The 14064-nt window shown below is 63.6% G+C and carries 13 protein-coding genes; 8 read left to right on the top strand and 5 right to left on the bottom strand.

Features of this window, described 5'->3' with window-relative positions:
* Position 1 precedes the first annotated feature (1 nt).
* Positions 2-1564, bottom strand: coding sequence for an exodeoxyribonuclease VII large subunit (gene xseA, locus D4754_RS12730; RefSeq protein ID WP_121064152.1), 1563 nt, complete (start codon positions 1562-1564; stop codon positions 2-4).
* A 143-nt stretch (positions 1565-1707) separates the two neighbouring features.
* On the opposite strand from xseA, the gene purD reads away from it, so the two are divergent.
* From purD to D4754_RS12710, 4 genes are all read left to right on the top strand, one after another.
* A complete protein-coding gene (gene purD, locus D4754_RS12725) occupies positions 1708-2985 on the top strand; it encodes a phosphoribosylamine--glycine ligase (RefSeq protein ID WP_121064150.1) in 1278 nt (425 codons plus the stop codon).
* 196 nt (positions 2986-3181) lie between these two features.
* The gene (locus D4754_RS12720) at positions 3182-3706 is read left to right on the top strand and encodes a hypothetical protein (protein ID WP_121064148.1); all 525 of its coding nucleotides are present in this window, start codon (positions 3182-3184) and stop codon (positions 3704-3706) included.
* Positions 3703-4698, top strand: coding sequence for a glycosyltransferase (locus D4754_RS12715; RefSeq protein ID WP_121064146.1), 996 nt, complete (start codon positions 3703-3705; stop codon positions 4696-4698). Before D4754_RS12720 ends, D4754_RS12715 begins: the two co-directional genes overlap by 4 nt.
* The gene (locus tag D4754_RS12710; protein ID WP_121064144.1) at positions 4682-6514 is read left to right on the top strand and encodes an FkbM family methyltransferase; all 1833 of its coding nucleotides are present in this window, start codon (positions 4682-4684) and stop codon (positions 6512-6514) included. Before D4754_RS12715 ends, D4754_RS12710 begins: the two co-directional genes overlap by 17 nt.
* Positions 6515-6527: 13 nt before the next feature.
* On the opposite strand, the gene D4754_RS12705 is transcribed toward D4754_RS12710, so the two are convergent.
* Both D4754_RS12705 and D4754_RS12700 read right to left on the bottom strand, forming a co-directional pair.
* Positions 6528-7595, bottom strand: a complete 1068-nt coding sequence (locus tag D4754_RS12705; RefSeq protein ID WP_121064142.1) for a hypothetical protein — start codon at positions 7593-7595, stop codon at positions 6528-6530.
* Between the two features lie 39 nt (positions 7596-7634).
* Entirely contained in the window at positions 7635-8621 is a 987-nt protein-coding gene (locus D4754_RS12700; protein WP_121064140.1) for a hypothetical protein, read from the bottom strand.
* Between the two features lie 373 nt (positions 8622-8994).
* On the opposite strand from D4754_RS12700, the gene D4754_RS12695 reads away from it, so the two are divergent.
* On the top strand, positions 8995-9378 hold the full coding sequence (locus D4754_RS12695) for a hypothetical protein (RefSeq protein ID WP_121064138.1): 384 nt from the start codon (positions 8995-8997) through the stop codon (positions 9376-9378).
* Positions 9379-9718: 340 nt separating this feature from the next.
* Here the strand turns inward: D4754_RS12695 and D4754_RS12690 are convergent, their stop codons facing one another.
* Positions 9719-10930, bottom strand: coding sequence for an HlyD family secretion protein (locus D4754_RS12690; protein ID WP_121064136.1), 1212 nt, complete (start codon positions 10928-10930; stop codon positions 9719-9721).
* A 1-nt stretch (position 10931) separates the two neighbouring features.
* Positions 10932-11378: a hypothetical protein gene (locus tag D4754_RS12685; RefSeq protein ID WP_121064134.1), complete on the bottom strand. Its 447-nt coding sequence runs from the start codon at positions 11376-11378 to the stop codon at positions 10932-10934.
* 332 nt (positions 11379-11710) lie between these two features.
* Between D4754_RS12685 and D4754_RS12680 the strand changes: the two genes are divergently transcribed.
* The 3 genes from D4754_RS12680 (at position 11711) to D4754_RS23970 (ending at position 13950) form a co-directional block, all read left to right on the top strand.
* Positions 11711-12310 carry a MarC family protein gene (locus D4754_RS12680; protein WP_163025898.1) on the top strand — a complete coding sequence of 200 codons (600 nt, stop codon included), beginning with the start codon at positions 11711-11713 and terminating at the stop codon, positions 12308-12310.
* A gap of 88 nt (positions 12311-12398) precedes the next feature.
* On the top strand, positions 12399-12827 hold the full coding sequence (locus D4754_RS12675; RefSeq protein ID WP_121064130.1) for a type II toxin-antitoxin system Phd/YefM family antitoxin: 429 nt from the start codon (positions 12399-12401) through the stop codon (positions 12825-12827).
* A 238-nt stretch (positions 12828-13065) separates the two neighbouring features.
* Complete coding sequence (locus tag D4754_RS23970; RefSeq protein ID WP_163025897.1) at positions 13066-13950, top strand: hypothetical protein; 885 nt, start codon at positions 13066-13068, stop codon at positions 13948-13950.
* The last annotated feature ends 114 nt before the right edge of the window (positions 13951-14064 follow it).

Here is a 14064-nt window from a genome sequence, read left to right as displayed (position 1 = left end):
GCTAGAACAGCGTTCCCTGTTCGGGCGGTTTCGGAGTGGCTTTCGTCTTCGGTTTCGTGACCGGCTTGTCGCCCTGCGGAATGGCCTGCACGCGGCCGTCCCGGAACTCGATTTCCAGAAGCGGCGCGCTTTCGGCCGCCGCCCGGTCGGTCACCACGTCCTCACCTGCCCGCACGACCGCGTAGCCGCGGGCCAGCGTGGCCTTGTAGCTGAGCGTCTCGCGCAGACGGTCCGCCGCTTCGAGCCGCGATTGCAGGGCCGAGAGCTGGGCCGTGCCTGCGCGGGACAGGCGGCGGGTGAGGGTTTCCAGCTTTTCTGCCTTGTCCGCCGCGTCGCGCTGCAGGGGCCGGGGCGTCAGCCGCTGGGCGCGGGCATCGAACCGGTCGCGGCGCGCTGCGACAGAGCGGGCAAGACCCGGACCAAGGCGCGCGGCGGTGCCGGTCAGGCTGCGACGTTCGTTTGCGATCAGGCGGTTCAGGACCGATGGCCTCAGCCCGCCGCCGAGTTCCGACAGCGTCACCCGCCGACGGCTGACATAGCGTTCCAGCGCGGCCCCCAGCGCCTCGCCCGATTGATCCAGCCGCTGGCGCGGCGTGTCGAACAGCGTCTCGGGCCGGGGCAGCCCACGGGACAGGTCGCCCAGCCGCTGGCGGGAGAGCGTCGCGCCGCGGGTCACGGCGCGCATCAGGCGATTGCCATGGCCGTCGACGGTGGCCATCAGTTCCAGCCGCACGGGCACAGCCAGTTCCGCCGCCGCCGTGGGCGTGGGCGCGCGCAGGTCGGAAGCGTGGTCGATCAGTGTGGTATCCGTCTCGTGCCCCACGGCCGAGATCAGCGGGATGTCGGACGCCGCAGCCGCGCGGACCACGATTTCCTCGTTGAAACCCCACAGGTCCTCGACCGAGCCGCCGCCGCGGGCGACGATGATCAGGTCGGGCCGGGGCAACGCGCCGCCCGGGGTCAGCCGGTTGAACCCCTCGATGGCGCGAGCGACTTCCGGCGCGCAGGCGTTGCCTTGTACGGCGACGGGCCAGATCAGCACCTTGCGGGGGAACCGTTCACGCAGACGATGCAGGATGTCGCGGATCACGGCCCCCGAGGGCGAGGTGACGACGCCGATGACCTCGGGCAGGAACGGCACCGGGCGTTTGCGCGCCGGGTCGAACAGGCCTTCGGCGGCCAGCGTCTTGCGGCGTTTTTCCAGCAGCGCCATCAGCGCGCCCTGCCCGGCCACTGCGACCTCGTCGACATTCATGTTGTACTTGGATTGCGCGCCATAGGCCGTCAGCCGGCCGGTCACGACGACTTCCAGGCCTTCCTCGGGGACCACCGACAGCTTGTCGACCTGGCCTTTCCACGTGGTGCAGGCCAGAACGCTGCGGTCGTCCTTGATGTCGTAATACAGGTGTCCCGACCGCGCGCGGAACACGCGGCCCACTTCGCCCTTCACGCGGATGCGGCCGAACTGGTCTTCCAGCGTGCGCTTGATCGCCCCCGACACTTCGGAGACGGAAAATTCCGGCATGTTGCCGCCGGGGGTCGGGTCGTCGATCAGATCGGACATGGCACCGGTGTCGCATTGGGTCAGGTCCGCCGACCCTAGCCCAGCCGCTCCGGGCCCGAAAGGGCCGGTACCGCCCCAAGCCCGGACTTGCCGCCGACCGGCCCGCCGCCTAGAAGGCCGGGGCGAAACCGGCGGAGGCGCGCATGAACATCCTGATCCTCGGCGGCGGCGGGCGCGAACATGCGCTGGCCTGGGCCGTGTTGCAGAACCCGAAATGCGACAAGCTGATCGTGGCGCCGGGCAATGCCGGGATCGCCCAGATCGCCACATGCGCCGCGCTGGATATCGAAGACGGCGGCGCGGTCGCCAATTTTGCCGAAGAGAACGCCATGGACTTCGTCATCGTGGGCCCCGAAGCCCCGCTGGCCGCGGGCGTGGCCGACCGGCTGCGCGATGCCGGGCTGCTTGTTTTCGGGCCGTCCGCCGAGGCAGCAAAGCTTGAAGCGTCGAAAGCGTTCACCAAGGAGGTCTGCGATGCCTCCGGCGCGCCGACGGCCGGTTGGGCACGGTTTACCGAAGCCGAGGCCGCCAAGACCTATATCCGCGACCAGGGCGCGCCCATCGTGGTGAAGGCCGACGGGCTGGCGGCCGGCAAGGGCGTCGTCGTTGCGATGGAAGAACAGGACGCGCTGGATGCCATCGACGAGATGTTTTCCGGCCAGTTCGGGGCCGCGGGCGCCGAGGTGGTGATCGAGGAATTCATGGAGGGCGAGGAGGCCTCGTTCTTCGTGCTCTGCGACGGGGAAACCGTGCTGCCCATCGGCACGGCGCAGGACCACAAGCGCGTGGGCGAAGGCGATACCGGTCCCAACACGGGCGGCATGGGCGCCTACAGCCCGGCGCCGGTGATGAGCGACGCCGTCACGACCCGCGCGCTGGACGAGATCGTCCGCCCCACCATGGCCGAGATGACGCGGCGCGGCACGCCCTACCAGGGGGTACTGTACGTGGGCCTGATGATCAGGGACGGCGCGCCGCGGCTGGTGGAATACAATGTCCGCTTCGGCGACCCCGAAGCGCAGGTGCTGATGATGCGGCTGGGCGGTCAGGCCTTGGACCTGATGCTGGCGACGGCGCGCGGCCGACTGGACAAGATGCAGGTCAACTGGGCCGACGATCACGCGATGACCGTTGTCATGGCGGCCCAAGGCTATCCCGGGGCCTACAAGAAGGGCACCGCGATCCGGGGGCTGGAGGATCTGCCCGAAACCAGCTTCGAGATGTGCTTTCACGCCGGAACTTCAGGCACGCGGGGAGAGATCACCGCGTCGGGCGGCCGGGTGCTGAACGTCACCGCGCGGGGCGACACGCTGGCCGAGGCGCGCGACCGCGCCTATGCCATGATCGACCGGATCGACTGGCCCGAAGGGTTCTACCGGCGCGATATCGGCTGGCGGACGCTTGAACCGGAGGCCTCATGAGACCCGGCCCGCACACTATGCCCTGCGCGCCACAGACTGCCTTCGACCAATGGCCTATCGTGTTGCCGTGTCTGACCAAGATGGTTATCGCTGACCGGACGCGTTGCCGGGCCGAAAGGTCAGGGAACGCATGCGATACGGGGCCCCACAACCGCCCGGTCCGGACCGGCCCCGTGTTTCAAGGAAAGGACGCGAGATGTTTGTGAATTTCGAGCTTTCCTCTCCCGAACGGCTGCCGCCCCCGCCGGAACCCATGGACCATCTGCTCATCGCCGACGGCATCCGTTCGGCCATCGATCCCGGGAAGGGGCTGATCGAGGGCGGGGACAGCGCCGCCATCGACCTGCGGTTCCGGGACGTGGCCGAGGATGCCGCGTGGCTGGAGATCGCGCTTGTCCTGGGCGCGGGCGACTGGCTGGCCTGCGACCGGTACGCCGTCCGGCTGCGCGCCTCTGCCGGTCCGGAGATGGAGATCCGCCCGGCCCTGCGCGCCCATCTGCCCGAGGAAGGCTTCCACGACGTCTTCGCGCGCGAAACGATGACGCTTTCGACCAGGACGGAAACGAACGGGTTCGAGATCACGGTCCCTGCGTGGTTGATCGGAAAGGCACATGCGATGGATCTGCACCTGTTCCTGCCGCCGAAGAACGGGGAAATCCGCATTCATGACCTTGCGGTCACGGCACTGGACGGCCACGGCACCGGGATGACGGCACGATGAAGATTTCCTGCGTCATGACGGCCTACAACGAAGGCAAGCTGTTGCGGCAGGCCGTGGCATCGATCCTGAACCAGACCCACGAGGATCTGGAGCTGATCATCGTCGACGATGGCGGCAGCGCCGAGACGAAGGCCGAACTCGCCGCCCTGTCCGACCCGCGGATCAGGATTATCGAACAATCGAATGACGGCCTGTCATCGGCCCGGAACCGCGGGCTGCGGCATTGCACCGGCGAATACGTGTGCTTTCTGGATGCCGACGACACCCGCGCGCCCTGGGCCTTTGCCGAAGCCGCGCGCGCCATCGAGATCTCGGGCGCCGAGCTTCTGCTGGTGCGCGGCGTGATGGCCCGCCCGCACGGGCCGCTGGAATTCTTCATGGACGAAGTCAGCGCCGAAGGGGCCGAGGACGAGGTCGCCCAGACGGGCAAGCTCGACATCGCCGCAAAGCGCGCGTGGGCCGCGAGCTTCGAGCCGCAATCCGCCAACAAGTTCATCGCCCGCGCGCTGATCGACCGGGGCAAGCTGAGCTTTCCCAACGGGCATTTCTTCGAAGACATCATGTTCCACACGATGGCGGTCGCGCACGCGCAATCGATCGAATTCCTGAACGCGCGCAGCTTCACCTATTTCCACCGCCAGCTGCGCCCTCAGCTGACCGGATCGAACCAGACCATCCGTTATGACATCATCGGCGTGGCGACCGTCACCTTCCAAATCTTCGCCGCCCACCCCACCTTTGCCAACGAACGGATGCGCGGCGCGGTCTCCATCGGTGTGCTGCGCCTGCTGCGCTGGTGCGAGATGACGATATCGCTGGATCGCCGTGCATCCTACCGGGCCGTGCTGCGGCAGGCCCTGCGCAGCGTCGATCCGCGGTTCTTCGTGATCTCGGAAAGCGCCCCCGACCCGCGGGACGAACGCGAGATGTTGCAGGACTTCGTGCGCGAGCATCTTCAGTTACAGGGGGCCACGGATGAACCTGCGGCGTAAACTGTTCAACACACCCCCCGAAGACCTGACGATCGCGAACGTCAGTGCCTTCGGTCAGGACATGGAGATCCTGCATTCCGGCGACGCGCATGAGGCGCGGACGCGACTGGCCGAGGTGCGGGAGGTCTACGAGCCCTTCCTTGCGTCGCGCGTGATCCCGAAGGACGGGCTGCTGGCCGATGTGGGCGCCGGCGCCGGCTGGTTCGCCCTGCCCTTCGCCAAGGCGTTCCCGTCATGGCACGTGGTGTGTTTCGAACCCGACGCCGATTGCTTCCGAAGCCTGGAAGCCACGGTCCAGTACAACAAGTTCAAGAACGTAACCTGCATCCACGCGGCGTTTCACCCGGACGCGGCGCTCGAAAACCTGCCCGAGCCCGGCTTTTCCAAGACCCTGGTGGACGCCATGCGCGCGGGCGAGCCTGCCCCGTTCCGCCGCCTGCCCGGGATAGGCTTCAGGCTGGCCCCGGCCGGCGACGTCCAGGGCGGCGCGATCGTGGACACCCCGTGCATCGCCCCGGCCCTGTTGGCCGCCGCGAGCCCCGACCTTGTCAAACTGGATGCGCCCGGTGTCGAAACCGCTTTGGCGCAGGCGCTGCACGGCGCGCCCACGACGTTCCTGACGGGCAAGCTCTACACCCACGTGCCCAGCCGGTTGTTGCTGCCCGAAGACGCGCGCCGGAAGCGCGAGATCTACCTGCCCCACGGTCGCCACGTGGTGCGGCGGGATTTCGAGGACGGGTTCGACAACCGCCAGCCCAAGCTCGACATCGTGGTCGCGTTGTACAATGCGCGGGCCTACATCCTTGAATGCATCGACAGCCTGCTGGCCGACGGCAACCCGGATATCGAAATTCTCGTGGTCGACGACGGCTCGACCGACGACAGCGGCGACATCGTCGCGCGGCGGTTCGACGGCAACCCGCGGGTGAAGCTGCTGCCCAAGGCCAATGGCGGCTGTGCGTCGGCCCGGAACTACGGCCGGCTGCATTCGCAGGCCGCGCATATCGCCTTCGTCGATGCCGACGACCGGGTCGATCCGGGCCTGTTCTCGTCGCTGCTGGAGGTCGCGCGCTACACCGGGCTGAACATGGTCGAAGGCGAGTTCGTGTTCTTCGACGTGGACGAGGACGGCGACGACCAATTCCGGCCCAGCTACGAAAAGGACACGTGGAAGCGCGGGCCCGACCGCCAGTTGGGCGGGCTGCGCTACGCGATGTTCGACGGGATCCAGGCGATGCACGGCCAGCCGTCGATCTGGCGCAGGGTCTACCGGCGCGATTTCCTCGACAATCGGGATATCGTCTTCCCGGAACATGTCCGGGCCTTCGACGACCAGATCTTCCAGCTGCTCAGCGCCTATCACTGCGGACGCGCGGCGCATGTGTTCGGGCACAGCTACCACTACCGCCAGCACGCCGCGCAGGACATCAAGCAAGGCGACGAGCGGCATTTCTACAGCTTCGACATGTTCCGGCAGGTGTTCCAGCGGGCGCAGGCCGAGGCGTGGCTGGATATCCGCCCCGCCGTCGAATCGCTTCTGAACACGATGCACTGGTCCTATGACGGGCTGCGCCCCGATCTGAAGCCGATCTACCAGGATGCGGCGGTCGAGTTCCTTGCCATGATCGCCCGGACCTTCGGGCGCGAGGCGCTGGCCGATGTCAATCTGGCCCGTGTCGGGATCGACGGGCTGGATTTCCTGACGGAGCTGCGCCTTCAGGCGATGGTCGAGGACAAGACCGACTACAACTTCACGCAGATGGAAAACTGGCGCTGGCAGCCGGAGTTCATCCGGATGATGCAGGCCTCACGATGACACGCGGCGGCGCTTACTGCACCGCGAGCGCCGTGTCCGGCTTCCTGCGGCCCTTCGCGATGGCCGCGTCGGCGATGGTCCGGGTCGCTTCGGACGTCAGGTAGCCCAGCAGCCAATTCCGCATCAGTGCCCGTGCCTCGCCTTCCTTTTCCGGAACGCTGACGCCCTCGGGCAGATCATCGTCCAGCCCGGCTTGCAGCGGCTCCTGCCCTTTCAGGAAGGTCTTGTTCAGCCAGGCGCATTGACCATGCGTGTTGTTCTTTATGATCGCGATCAGCGCCGGGTCGGTCAGCTTCAGCTTGGGCAGGGCCTGGACCGCGTCCGAGTTCTGGAACCGCTGTATGATCGCCATCCGCTGCGGATCCTTTGCGGACAGCCCGGTCTCGTTCAGCGTCAGAAGCCAGGCCACCGCGGCGCCGGGCACCGCTTCATTGGCCCGCACCGACGGCACCGACACCGGCGTTCCGATGGCCGACACCTGGGCCAGGAAATCCTGTACCGCGTCGCCATCCTTCAGATTGGTCCGCGAATACTTCCGCACGATGAAATTTTCGGCGCCCACGGCATCGCGGTATTGTTTGAAGAACCGCCGCAGCCGATAGTTGTAGGAGAGCGGCGAATTGATCTCGGACAGCGCCCGTCCGCCACCGCGGATCTTCTGCTGCAGGCTGGAACAATACAGGTCCAGTGGTTCGCGCAGGTAGCCAATCACGGACACGCGGTCGAAGGTCTGCCGCAGGCGGGCAATGAAAAGTGGAATGTCGCTGATGTCCGACAGATGCTCGCTCGAGATCACGGTCAGCGCAGGCTTGCGGGCGCGGATGTCGGCCTCGAAATTCTGCCAGCACTGTTCGCTCCACAGGCGGGTCTCGTCAATCGTCGGATAAAACTGGCGCAGGCCTTCGGACGGCGCCTTGCCGCCGCGCGCGTACAGCATGGACAGGCTTTGCACGCGTGCCGGTTTCTCGCCCGGGTAGTAGTAGCATCCCTGCTCCAGAAGCGTATCCCGACCCGCGTCGAGCGACGCCTGGATGGCCGTGGAGCCGGTCTTGTAAGAGCCGATATGGACGATGACGTGCATTGCTTTTGCCGTATGAAAACGTGGTGTTGGGAACGAAAATCAATCCCGGTTACGTATCATGACAGCGACTTTGGCAACAACCCCGGCATCGGCCACGGCCATGCGCTGATCGTAATCGGGATGCGGCTTCGCGCGCTGCGGCAGGTAGGGCGAATGATCGGCGCCAAGGAAGCGGCGCGACACCTCGCGGTTCATGGGCACGAAGCGGCGCAGCACCGCGGTCTTTGCGGCCAGCGAAAGCTGCCCGCCGCGCGTTTCCATCAGCCCGTCGCGGTTCGTCCGCGCGATCTGCACAAGGTCCACCACGAAGGCATGGTGCCCGTCCTCCTGCGTCAGGTGCCGGTTGCAAAGCCGCAGGTATTCCAGCGCGTCGGGCGGCAGCGAAACCTTGTGCAGGACCGACACGTCCGGCTCGCGGAACGCGATTTCGGCCTTGCAGCCGATGGCATCCATGAAGTCGGTGACGATATCGCCCTTCAGGTAGTCCGGGTCGAAGAGCCGTACGATGACGTTCTCCTGCCCCACGACCTTGCTCCACCGGCTCAGGATCCGCAGGTTGTCGAGGAAGAACAGCCCCTCTTCGGTCATGTAGGTTTCCAGCGTGCGGGTCTCGCGCGTGACGAAATCCTTGACGATCTGGTTGTAGAAGCTTTCGAGATAGGTTTCCGGGCTGCGCATGTAGAACAGGACGCGCAGATCGTATCGGCGTTTCAGGTCTTCCAGCCGGTCCAGCGTCGGGATCCACTCGAAATCTTCCGAGCTGATCACCACCACTTCGGCCGGGCTGGCGTCGATCTCGTCGAACAGCGCCGGCCAGTCACCCAGGGCGTCCAGCGGCGTATCGACGGTGTCCTGATCCCGCAGCTGCCACGCCAGCGGGTGATGCGCCTGGTACTTGCGTCCCGATTTCGGGAACAGGACGCCCGCGGCCTCCATCAGAGCGTCGCTGACGCTGAACGTGCTTTGCAGCGACGTGGTGGCCGTCTTGTGCGACCCGATGTGAAGATAGACGGTCTTCCTGGTCATTTCGGCGCCCCTGCGTTCATCAGATCATCTCCTCCTTGCCGGCTCTTGCGTCGACCGATCCGGTGATTTGTGGACCGTCGGTGCCGGAATTGCCAGTGGGGAGTTGGGTCCGGACGCCCGCTCTCTACCGGATCGCTCCACCGCCACATCCCCGTGGTGTGGCGACGATGCGTCCGGCGGTCTCGTACCCGCCGCCACAGTGCGGATCGCCCGCGATCAGACGCGTTTCGGCACTTGCGGATCGCCCGCCCCCGGACCGCGGGCAAAGTTCCGCTTATCCGCGGTTCCCGTATTCCGGAAGCCGCGCGGGGACGGGAACAGATCCTGAAGGTGCACGTTGTCTGCATGAATAACAACAACGAAGGAAATCACCATGAAGACCCTGGCAATTCTGGCTGCAACTTCCTTTCTTGCAACCGCCGCTGCTGCAGAAGTTGTTTCCAACGGCGTGACCGCCAGCGACCAAAGCGAAACGGTTTTCGAAAAGAACTCCGACTTTCTTGGCGATGCTGTCTATGACGGTAATGGCGTCATGATCGGCACCGTCTCGGGTGCAAGCGTTACCGAAACCGGCGACCACAGCCTGCTGATCGACTTCAACGAAGAACTGGAAGACGAATTCGCCGGCCTGCGCTTTACGCTCGACAAGGAATGGGTTTCGGGCGGCACGCTTGAATTCACCGAAACGATCGAGGAAATGCGCGCCATTCTGGCGGCCAATGCCGCCAAGGCCGAAGCTGTCGACGACAATTCGTAACAGCCCTTTCCAGAGTTGATGCACCAGGGTCGGCAATGTGCCGGCCCTGTCTGTTTTCCCGTCCGAGACCCTTCAGGTCATTCTGCGGCAGATCTCATTCGATCGCCTTCGCAACGATCCGCGCGACCGGAAAAGCAATCACCATTCCGGCGACGACCGCGCCGCCCAGTGTCCATGCCGATCCCCACCCCGCAACAAGGACGATCACGATGCGGACCCGGCCAGCGTGGCCCCGATGAACAGATGCAGGATGAAGGCCAACATGCACGTCACCACGGTTAAGACCTGGACAGGGCGCAGGCCAGCCCCGCGCCCGCCAGGGATGCACCACCGGCTGCCTTCAGCCCTCACCGCCCAGACCGGCGCCGGTGGCCAGCATGATCCAGACCTTCATCCGCATAACCACCGCCTTTTCAAGCGCCCATGCCTGGATGACCTCGCCCAGGAATGTCCCGGCAAGCTTGCCCGTGACCTTCGTCGTATAGGCCTGCACAAGGCAGGCGCTGCCGTCGATCAACAGGTCCTGCTGTTCGGGATAGACGAGTTCCAGGAACGCCACGACATCGCCGGGCCGCGGCATGTTCGACGGCTGGAGAAGCCCGCCGCTGGGCGCGATTTGCCCGGACGAGATCTGGTCCTGCACCCGCGTCACGCGGACCGGCAGAACCGTCCCGGTAATGCTGTTGTTGATGTTGCTGCGGCAGGCGACCTCGGCCGCCATGCCGGGGTGGATCACCGTTCCCTGCACCTGCGTGAAGCCCGCCACGATCTCCTTCGGCTCGTCCGCCGCACGATCCGGGATGATCACCATCGACGGCGACAGCGCCACCTGGGATGCCCGGTCGCCCACGTTCAGCGTGATCTGCGCGATCCGCCCGTCGACCGGGGAATGCACCTGCGTCAGCGCCAGCTGCACCTTGGCCTTCTCAAGCTCGGCCTGGGCCGAGGCGAGCTGCGCCGGAAGAAGCTGTGTCGCCTTCAATTGCGCCGTTGCCAGTTGCGCGTTCGCGCCGTCGACAACCGCCTGCTGCGATTCCGACCGGTCCTTGGCACGTTCGTAATTGTCTTCCGCAAAGGCGGGCGAATTCTTGGCCTTCAGTTCTTCCTGATTGTTCAGCGTGATGTTGATGTCCTTCAACGCCGACTGCGCCGTCGTGACCTGCGATTTCGCCTGGTCGACCTCGGACTGCGCGACCTTCATCTGGGCCTGCACATTCGCGATCTGGGTCTGCGCCACGTCGACGGCCGCCTTCTCGCGGCTGTCCTCGATGGTGAAGAGAAGATCGCCCTCCTTCACTTCGCTGCCGGGCTTCACGGCGATCGAGGTCACGGTGCCGCTGCGTTCGGGCACGACGGGCACGATGCGGAAGGGCACCAGCGCCTTGTGCGTGTCGGGATGGTAATACTCGATGGTGAAGATCAGCGCGATGAACAGGCAGATCCAGATGAAGACCGAACGGTGCACGTTGTAAAGCGTGATCGCCCAGCCGCGATACCGCAGGTAAGCGATCCGGATCAGGAACGGGAACGAGGTCAGCAGAAGCTCGATCATCCTACTTGTCCTCGCCCTTGCCGGCCGTCGCGGCAGTATCGTTCTGATCGGCCTCGGTCGGCCCCCCGGCCATGACCTCGCGCGTTTCGATGACGCGGATCACCTCCGGGCCGGATTGCGGCTTGAACCACAGCACCATGTCGCGCGCCAGCGCACCCACGATCAGCGACAGCGGCAGAAGGAAGTTCACCCCTTCCAGCGGCGGCAGCAGGTCGTAAGCCAGGCCCACCGTCAGCATCGTCGGGATCGTCGTCCGCAGCGGCGTTGTCGACCCGCGATGCTCGGAATACCGGTCGAATACGGCGTAAAGATAGATGATGAGGAACAGCACCATCAGCAGGATCGCAAGCCCGACATAGCCGGTGTGATCGAACCCACCCGGAGCGACCCATGATCCCGGCCCCGGGTCCAGGGTCGGTGTTTGCGGCGCGGTTGTGGTGTCACTCATACGGATAAAATTCCCAGTCCTGCCAGCATCCTGCGACGTCCGATGCCCCATGCCTCAACAAGATCCGCGCCGGGCGGCACACGCCGGCGATCTATACCGCTTTCGTATTAGCAACCCCGGGGCCAAACACAAAGCCCGAAACGCGGGCAGGAGTCGAACGGAAGGCCGTGGCACACGCGAAAATGCGCGCGCTATCAACGCCTTGTGATGGTGCACCCCGGGCAGGCTGGCACGCGGGCCACGGCCGCGGGGCGCGTTTGGCGCGCGCGATTGCCAAACCCGGCGGGCTGGACAATTCTTGGGCCAGTTTCGCAGGTTTCAAAGGTGCCCGGATGAACCAACAATTGCAGGCCCTCGCGACGATCATTTCGCTGGTCAACCCGGTCGTCTGCGTGATGATCTTTTCCGGCCTCGTCGCCGGCAAGCCCCGGGCCGCCGCCTTCCGCGAGGCCACGGCCGCGATGGCGATCGTGGCTTTCGTGCTGACCATCGCCGCTCTGTTCGGTACCAACGTGCTGAAAGCGTTCGGAATTTCGCTCGATGCCTTTTCCGTCGCGGGCGGGGCGGTGCTGATGTTCATCGGGTTTTCCATGCTGGCCGGCGGCAGTTCCTCGCCTTCCGGAGACACCGCCGACGAGGATCCCGGCCTCGGCAAGCTGGTCCTCTTCGCCGCCAGCCCCGGCACGATGACCGGCGTGATCACAATCGCCACGGCGCATTCGCGGGACGGGTTCCCGGTCACCGCGCTGGTGTCGATCGCGGTGGTCTGCGTGTTCACATGGGGGCTTCTGATGGTAGCCTCGGTCAAGGGGCCGGGGGACGGCAAGCCCAGCCTGCGGCGGGAGATGGCGTCGCGCTACATGGGTCTGATCATCGTCGCGATGGGCATCCAGTTCGCGCTGACCGGGTACAAGGCCTTCATGGCGGCCTGACCCACCGCGCGGCCCCGTCACCCGAAATCAACCGTTTTGTACAAGGATTTCAGACCCCGAACTTCGTTTTGTACAAAGGCATCCGCCCATGTCCGTGAAGGGTCGCTATACCATATCCGAGGCCCGCGCCTGCCTGGGCCAGCTGTGCACCCGTGCCCAGGACCCGCGCGACGCGATCATCCTGACGCGGCACGGCAACGCCATCGCCGCCATCGTTTCGATCGAGGAGGTGAAGCGGATCTGGCAGCTTGAGGATTACGAGCAGACGGGCTTCTGGAACCCGCTCACCGGCTACCGCGGCCGCCCGCCGAAAACGCCTTGGGATCTGGTCTATGGCTGCAAGGGCAAGCTGGTGACCCAGCGCGAGGCGGCCTTGCAGATGCAGGAAATCCAGATGACCCGCGCCGAGGAACGCCGCATCCTCCGCGCCGGAGGCCTGGACCCGGTGGAGGGCGGAGAGATCGGGATACGGTCGGAGAAGCGGTGGGTGCAGTGGGTGGTGGATCGGTTTGGGTGATCGGTCCGAACTCTCTTTGACCGTAGCTCGACTACCCTTGAAGGCACTCTGATTTTGAGCTATGGCAAGAAAACAGAAGACTGAATCCTGCAAGTACATGAAAAGTAAAGAAAATTGAAACTTGCTCGAAACACAGATCATGCATAAATTTAACGCAACGGAACTCACGAGAGACCGACGCGTTAATTCATTTTAAAACTTCCCTGTGTTTTAGTGCAGTTGGTCAACTAGAGGGCAAATGGATGGACTTCCACAAACTGGTGATGGAGCTTCTGGAACGCCTCCAGAGGCTATCGAAAGCGAAAAACTCAGAGAACTGCTGAAAGCATCCACGAAAGACTCCAAAGTAATATTTGGAGCCCTTCGTGGTGTATTCGATCTGAATCTAAACTCGATTGAGAATTTCTATCACCTTGTAGATCAACGTGTGAGCGAGCAGAATGGCGCTACCGCCATACTTTGTGAGTTTACTGTTTACTACAATGACGGGACTTCAAGGAAATTTCCCAGCATCAAGTCCTTCCAAGAATACGCTGAGACACGCAAACGACACCCAACTCTAGTAACAATTCATTTATCATACCTTGTGAGCTTTCCTGATAGCGCTGATAAGGAAAGACAAGAAATCGACCTCACAATAAGGTCGTCGGAAGCGATATCCGAGACCGTCGATATGGTCACAAGTGACAGCACCTTTCGGATGGCAGGCGACAAAATCCAATTTTTTGTCGGGCATGATAATTCTGAGTTTGGTGTTATTAACTACACTGTTAACCATACCAGAACATCATGGGGCTTGGATCTCGAAGGGCATATCAAGTCACATATCGAATCGTTAATGGACGAACCCTCGATATGGGATAAAGTATTATTTCGTCTTTCTGGTCCACTCAATATCCTAACGACTTTGCTCGTTGGCCTCTATATCGTAAATTGGATTCTTGATTTATTCTTCAAGTTCCTCCTTGCAACCAACGACAACGCCTCTCGAGAACAAGCCATTGAAACTGCAGCTAATTACCTGCTGAGTGGGCAAATAGCGAAGTACATCGTCGCATCTTTGGTGGTGGCAGTGGTTTTTTTCGTCGCATTTAGCGGATTAGTATCAAGAGGGCATCTCTAAAAATTGCCCTGACCTTGGCGCTGCGATATCGTGACTTGGTGAACCGGCATATAGGGGATGCAGCAATGACGCAGATGGGTTTCTTTGATCTTTCGGACCGTTATGCGAGCCTTG

The organism is Chachezhania antarctica (assembly GCF_003646465.1).
GTDB lineage: Bacteria > Pseudomonadota > Alphaproteobacteria > Rhodobacterales > Rhodobacteraceae > Chachezhania > Chachezhania antarctica.
The sequence above is the reverse complement of the archived record's forward strand: the minus strand, read 5'-3'. Positions and strand labels throughout refer to the sequence as shown.

What these genes read in the sequence shown, in the direction of transcription:
- xseA (WP_121064152.1), bottom strand. Translation starts at nt 1,564, where the DNA reads ATGTCCGATCTGATCGACGACCCGACCCCCGGCGGCAACATGCCGGAA.
- purD (WP_121064150.1), top strand. Translation starts at nt 1,708, where the DNA reads ATGAACATCCTGATCCTCGGCGGCGGCGGGCGCGAACATGCGCTGGCC.
- D4754_RS12720 (WP_121064148.1), top strand. Translation starts at nt 3,182, where the DNA reads ATGTTTGTGAATTTCGAGCTTTCCTCTCCCGAACGGCTGCCGCCCCCG.
- D4754_RS12715 (WP_121064146.1), top strand. Translation starts at nt 3,703, where the DNA reads ATGAAGATTTCCTGCGTCATGACGGCCTACAACGAAGGCAAGCTGTTG.
- D4754_RS12710 (WP_121064144.1), top strand. Translation starts at nt 4,682, where the DNA reads ATGAACCTGCGGCGTAAACTGTTCAACACACCCCCCGAAGACCTGACG.
- D4754_RS12705 (WP_121064142.1), bottom strand. Translation starts at nt 7,595, where the DNA reads ATGCACGTCATCGTCCATATCGGCTCTTACAAGACCGGCTCCACGGCC.
- D4754_RS12700 (WP_121064140.1), bottom strand. Translation starts at nt 8,621, where the DNA reads ATGACCAGGAAGACCGTCTATCTTCACATCGGGTCGCACAAGACGGCC.
- D4754_RS12695 (WP_121064138.1), top strand. Translation starts at nt 8,995, where the DNA reads ATGAAGACCCTGGCAATTCTGGCTGCAACTTCCTTTCTTGCAACCGCC.
- D4754_RS12690 (WP_121064136.1), bottom strand. Translation starts at nt 10,930, where the DNA reads ATGATCGAGCTTCTGCTGACCTCGTTCCCGTTCCTGATCCGGATCGCT.
- D4754_RS12685 (WP_121064134.1), bottom strand. Translation starts at nt 11,378, where the DNA reads ATGAGTGACACCACAACCGCGCCGCAAACACCGACCCTGGACCCGGGG.
- D4754_RS12680 (WP_163025898.1), top strand. Translation starts at nt 11,711, where the DNA reads ATGAACCAACAATTGCAGGCCCTCGCGACGATCATTTCGCTGGTCAAC.
- D4754_RS12675 (WP_121064130.1), top strand. Translation starts at nt 12,399, where the DNA reads ATGTCCGTGAAGGGTCGCTATACCATATCCGAGGCCCGCGCCTGCCTG.
- D4754_RS23970 (WP_163025897.1), top strand. Translation starts at nt 13,066, where the DNA reads ATGGATGGACTTCCACAAACTGGTGATGGAGCTTCTGGAACGCCTCCA.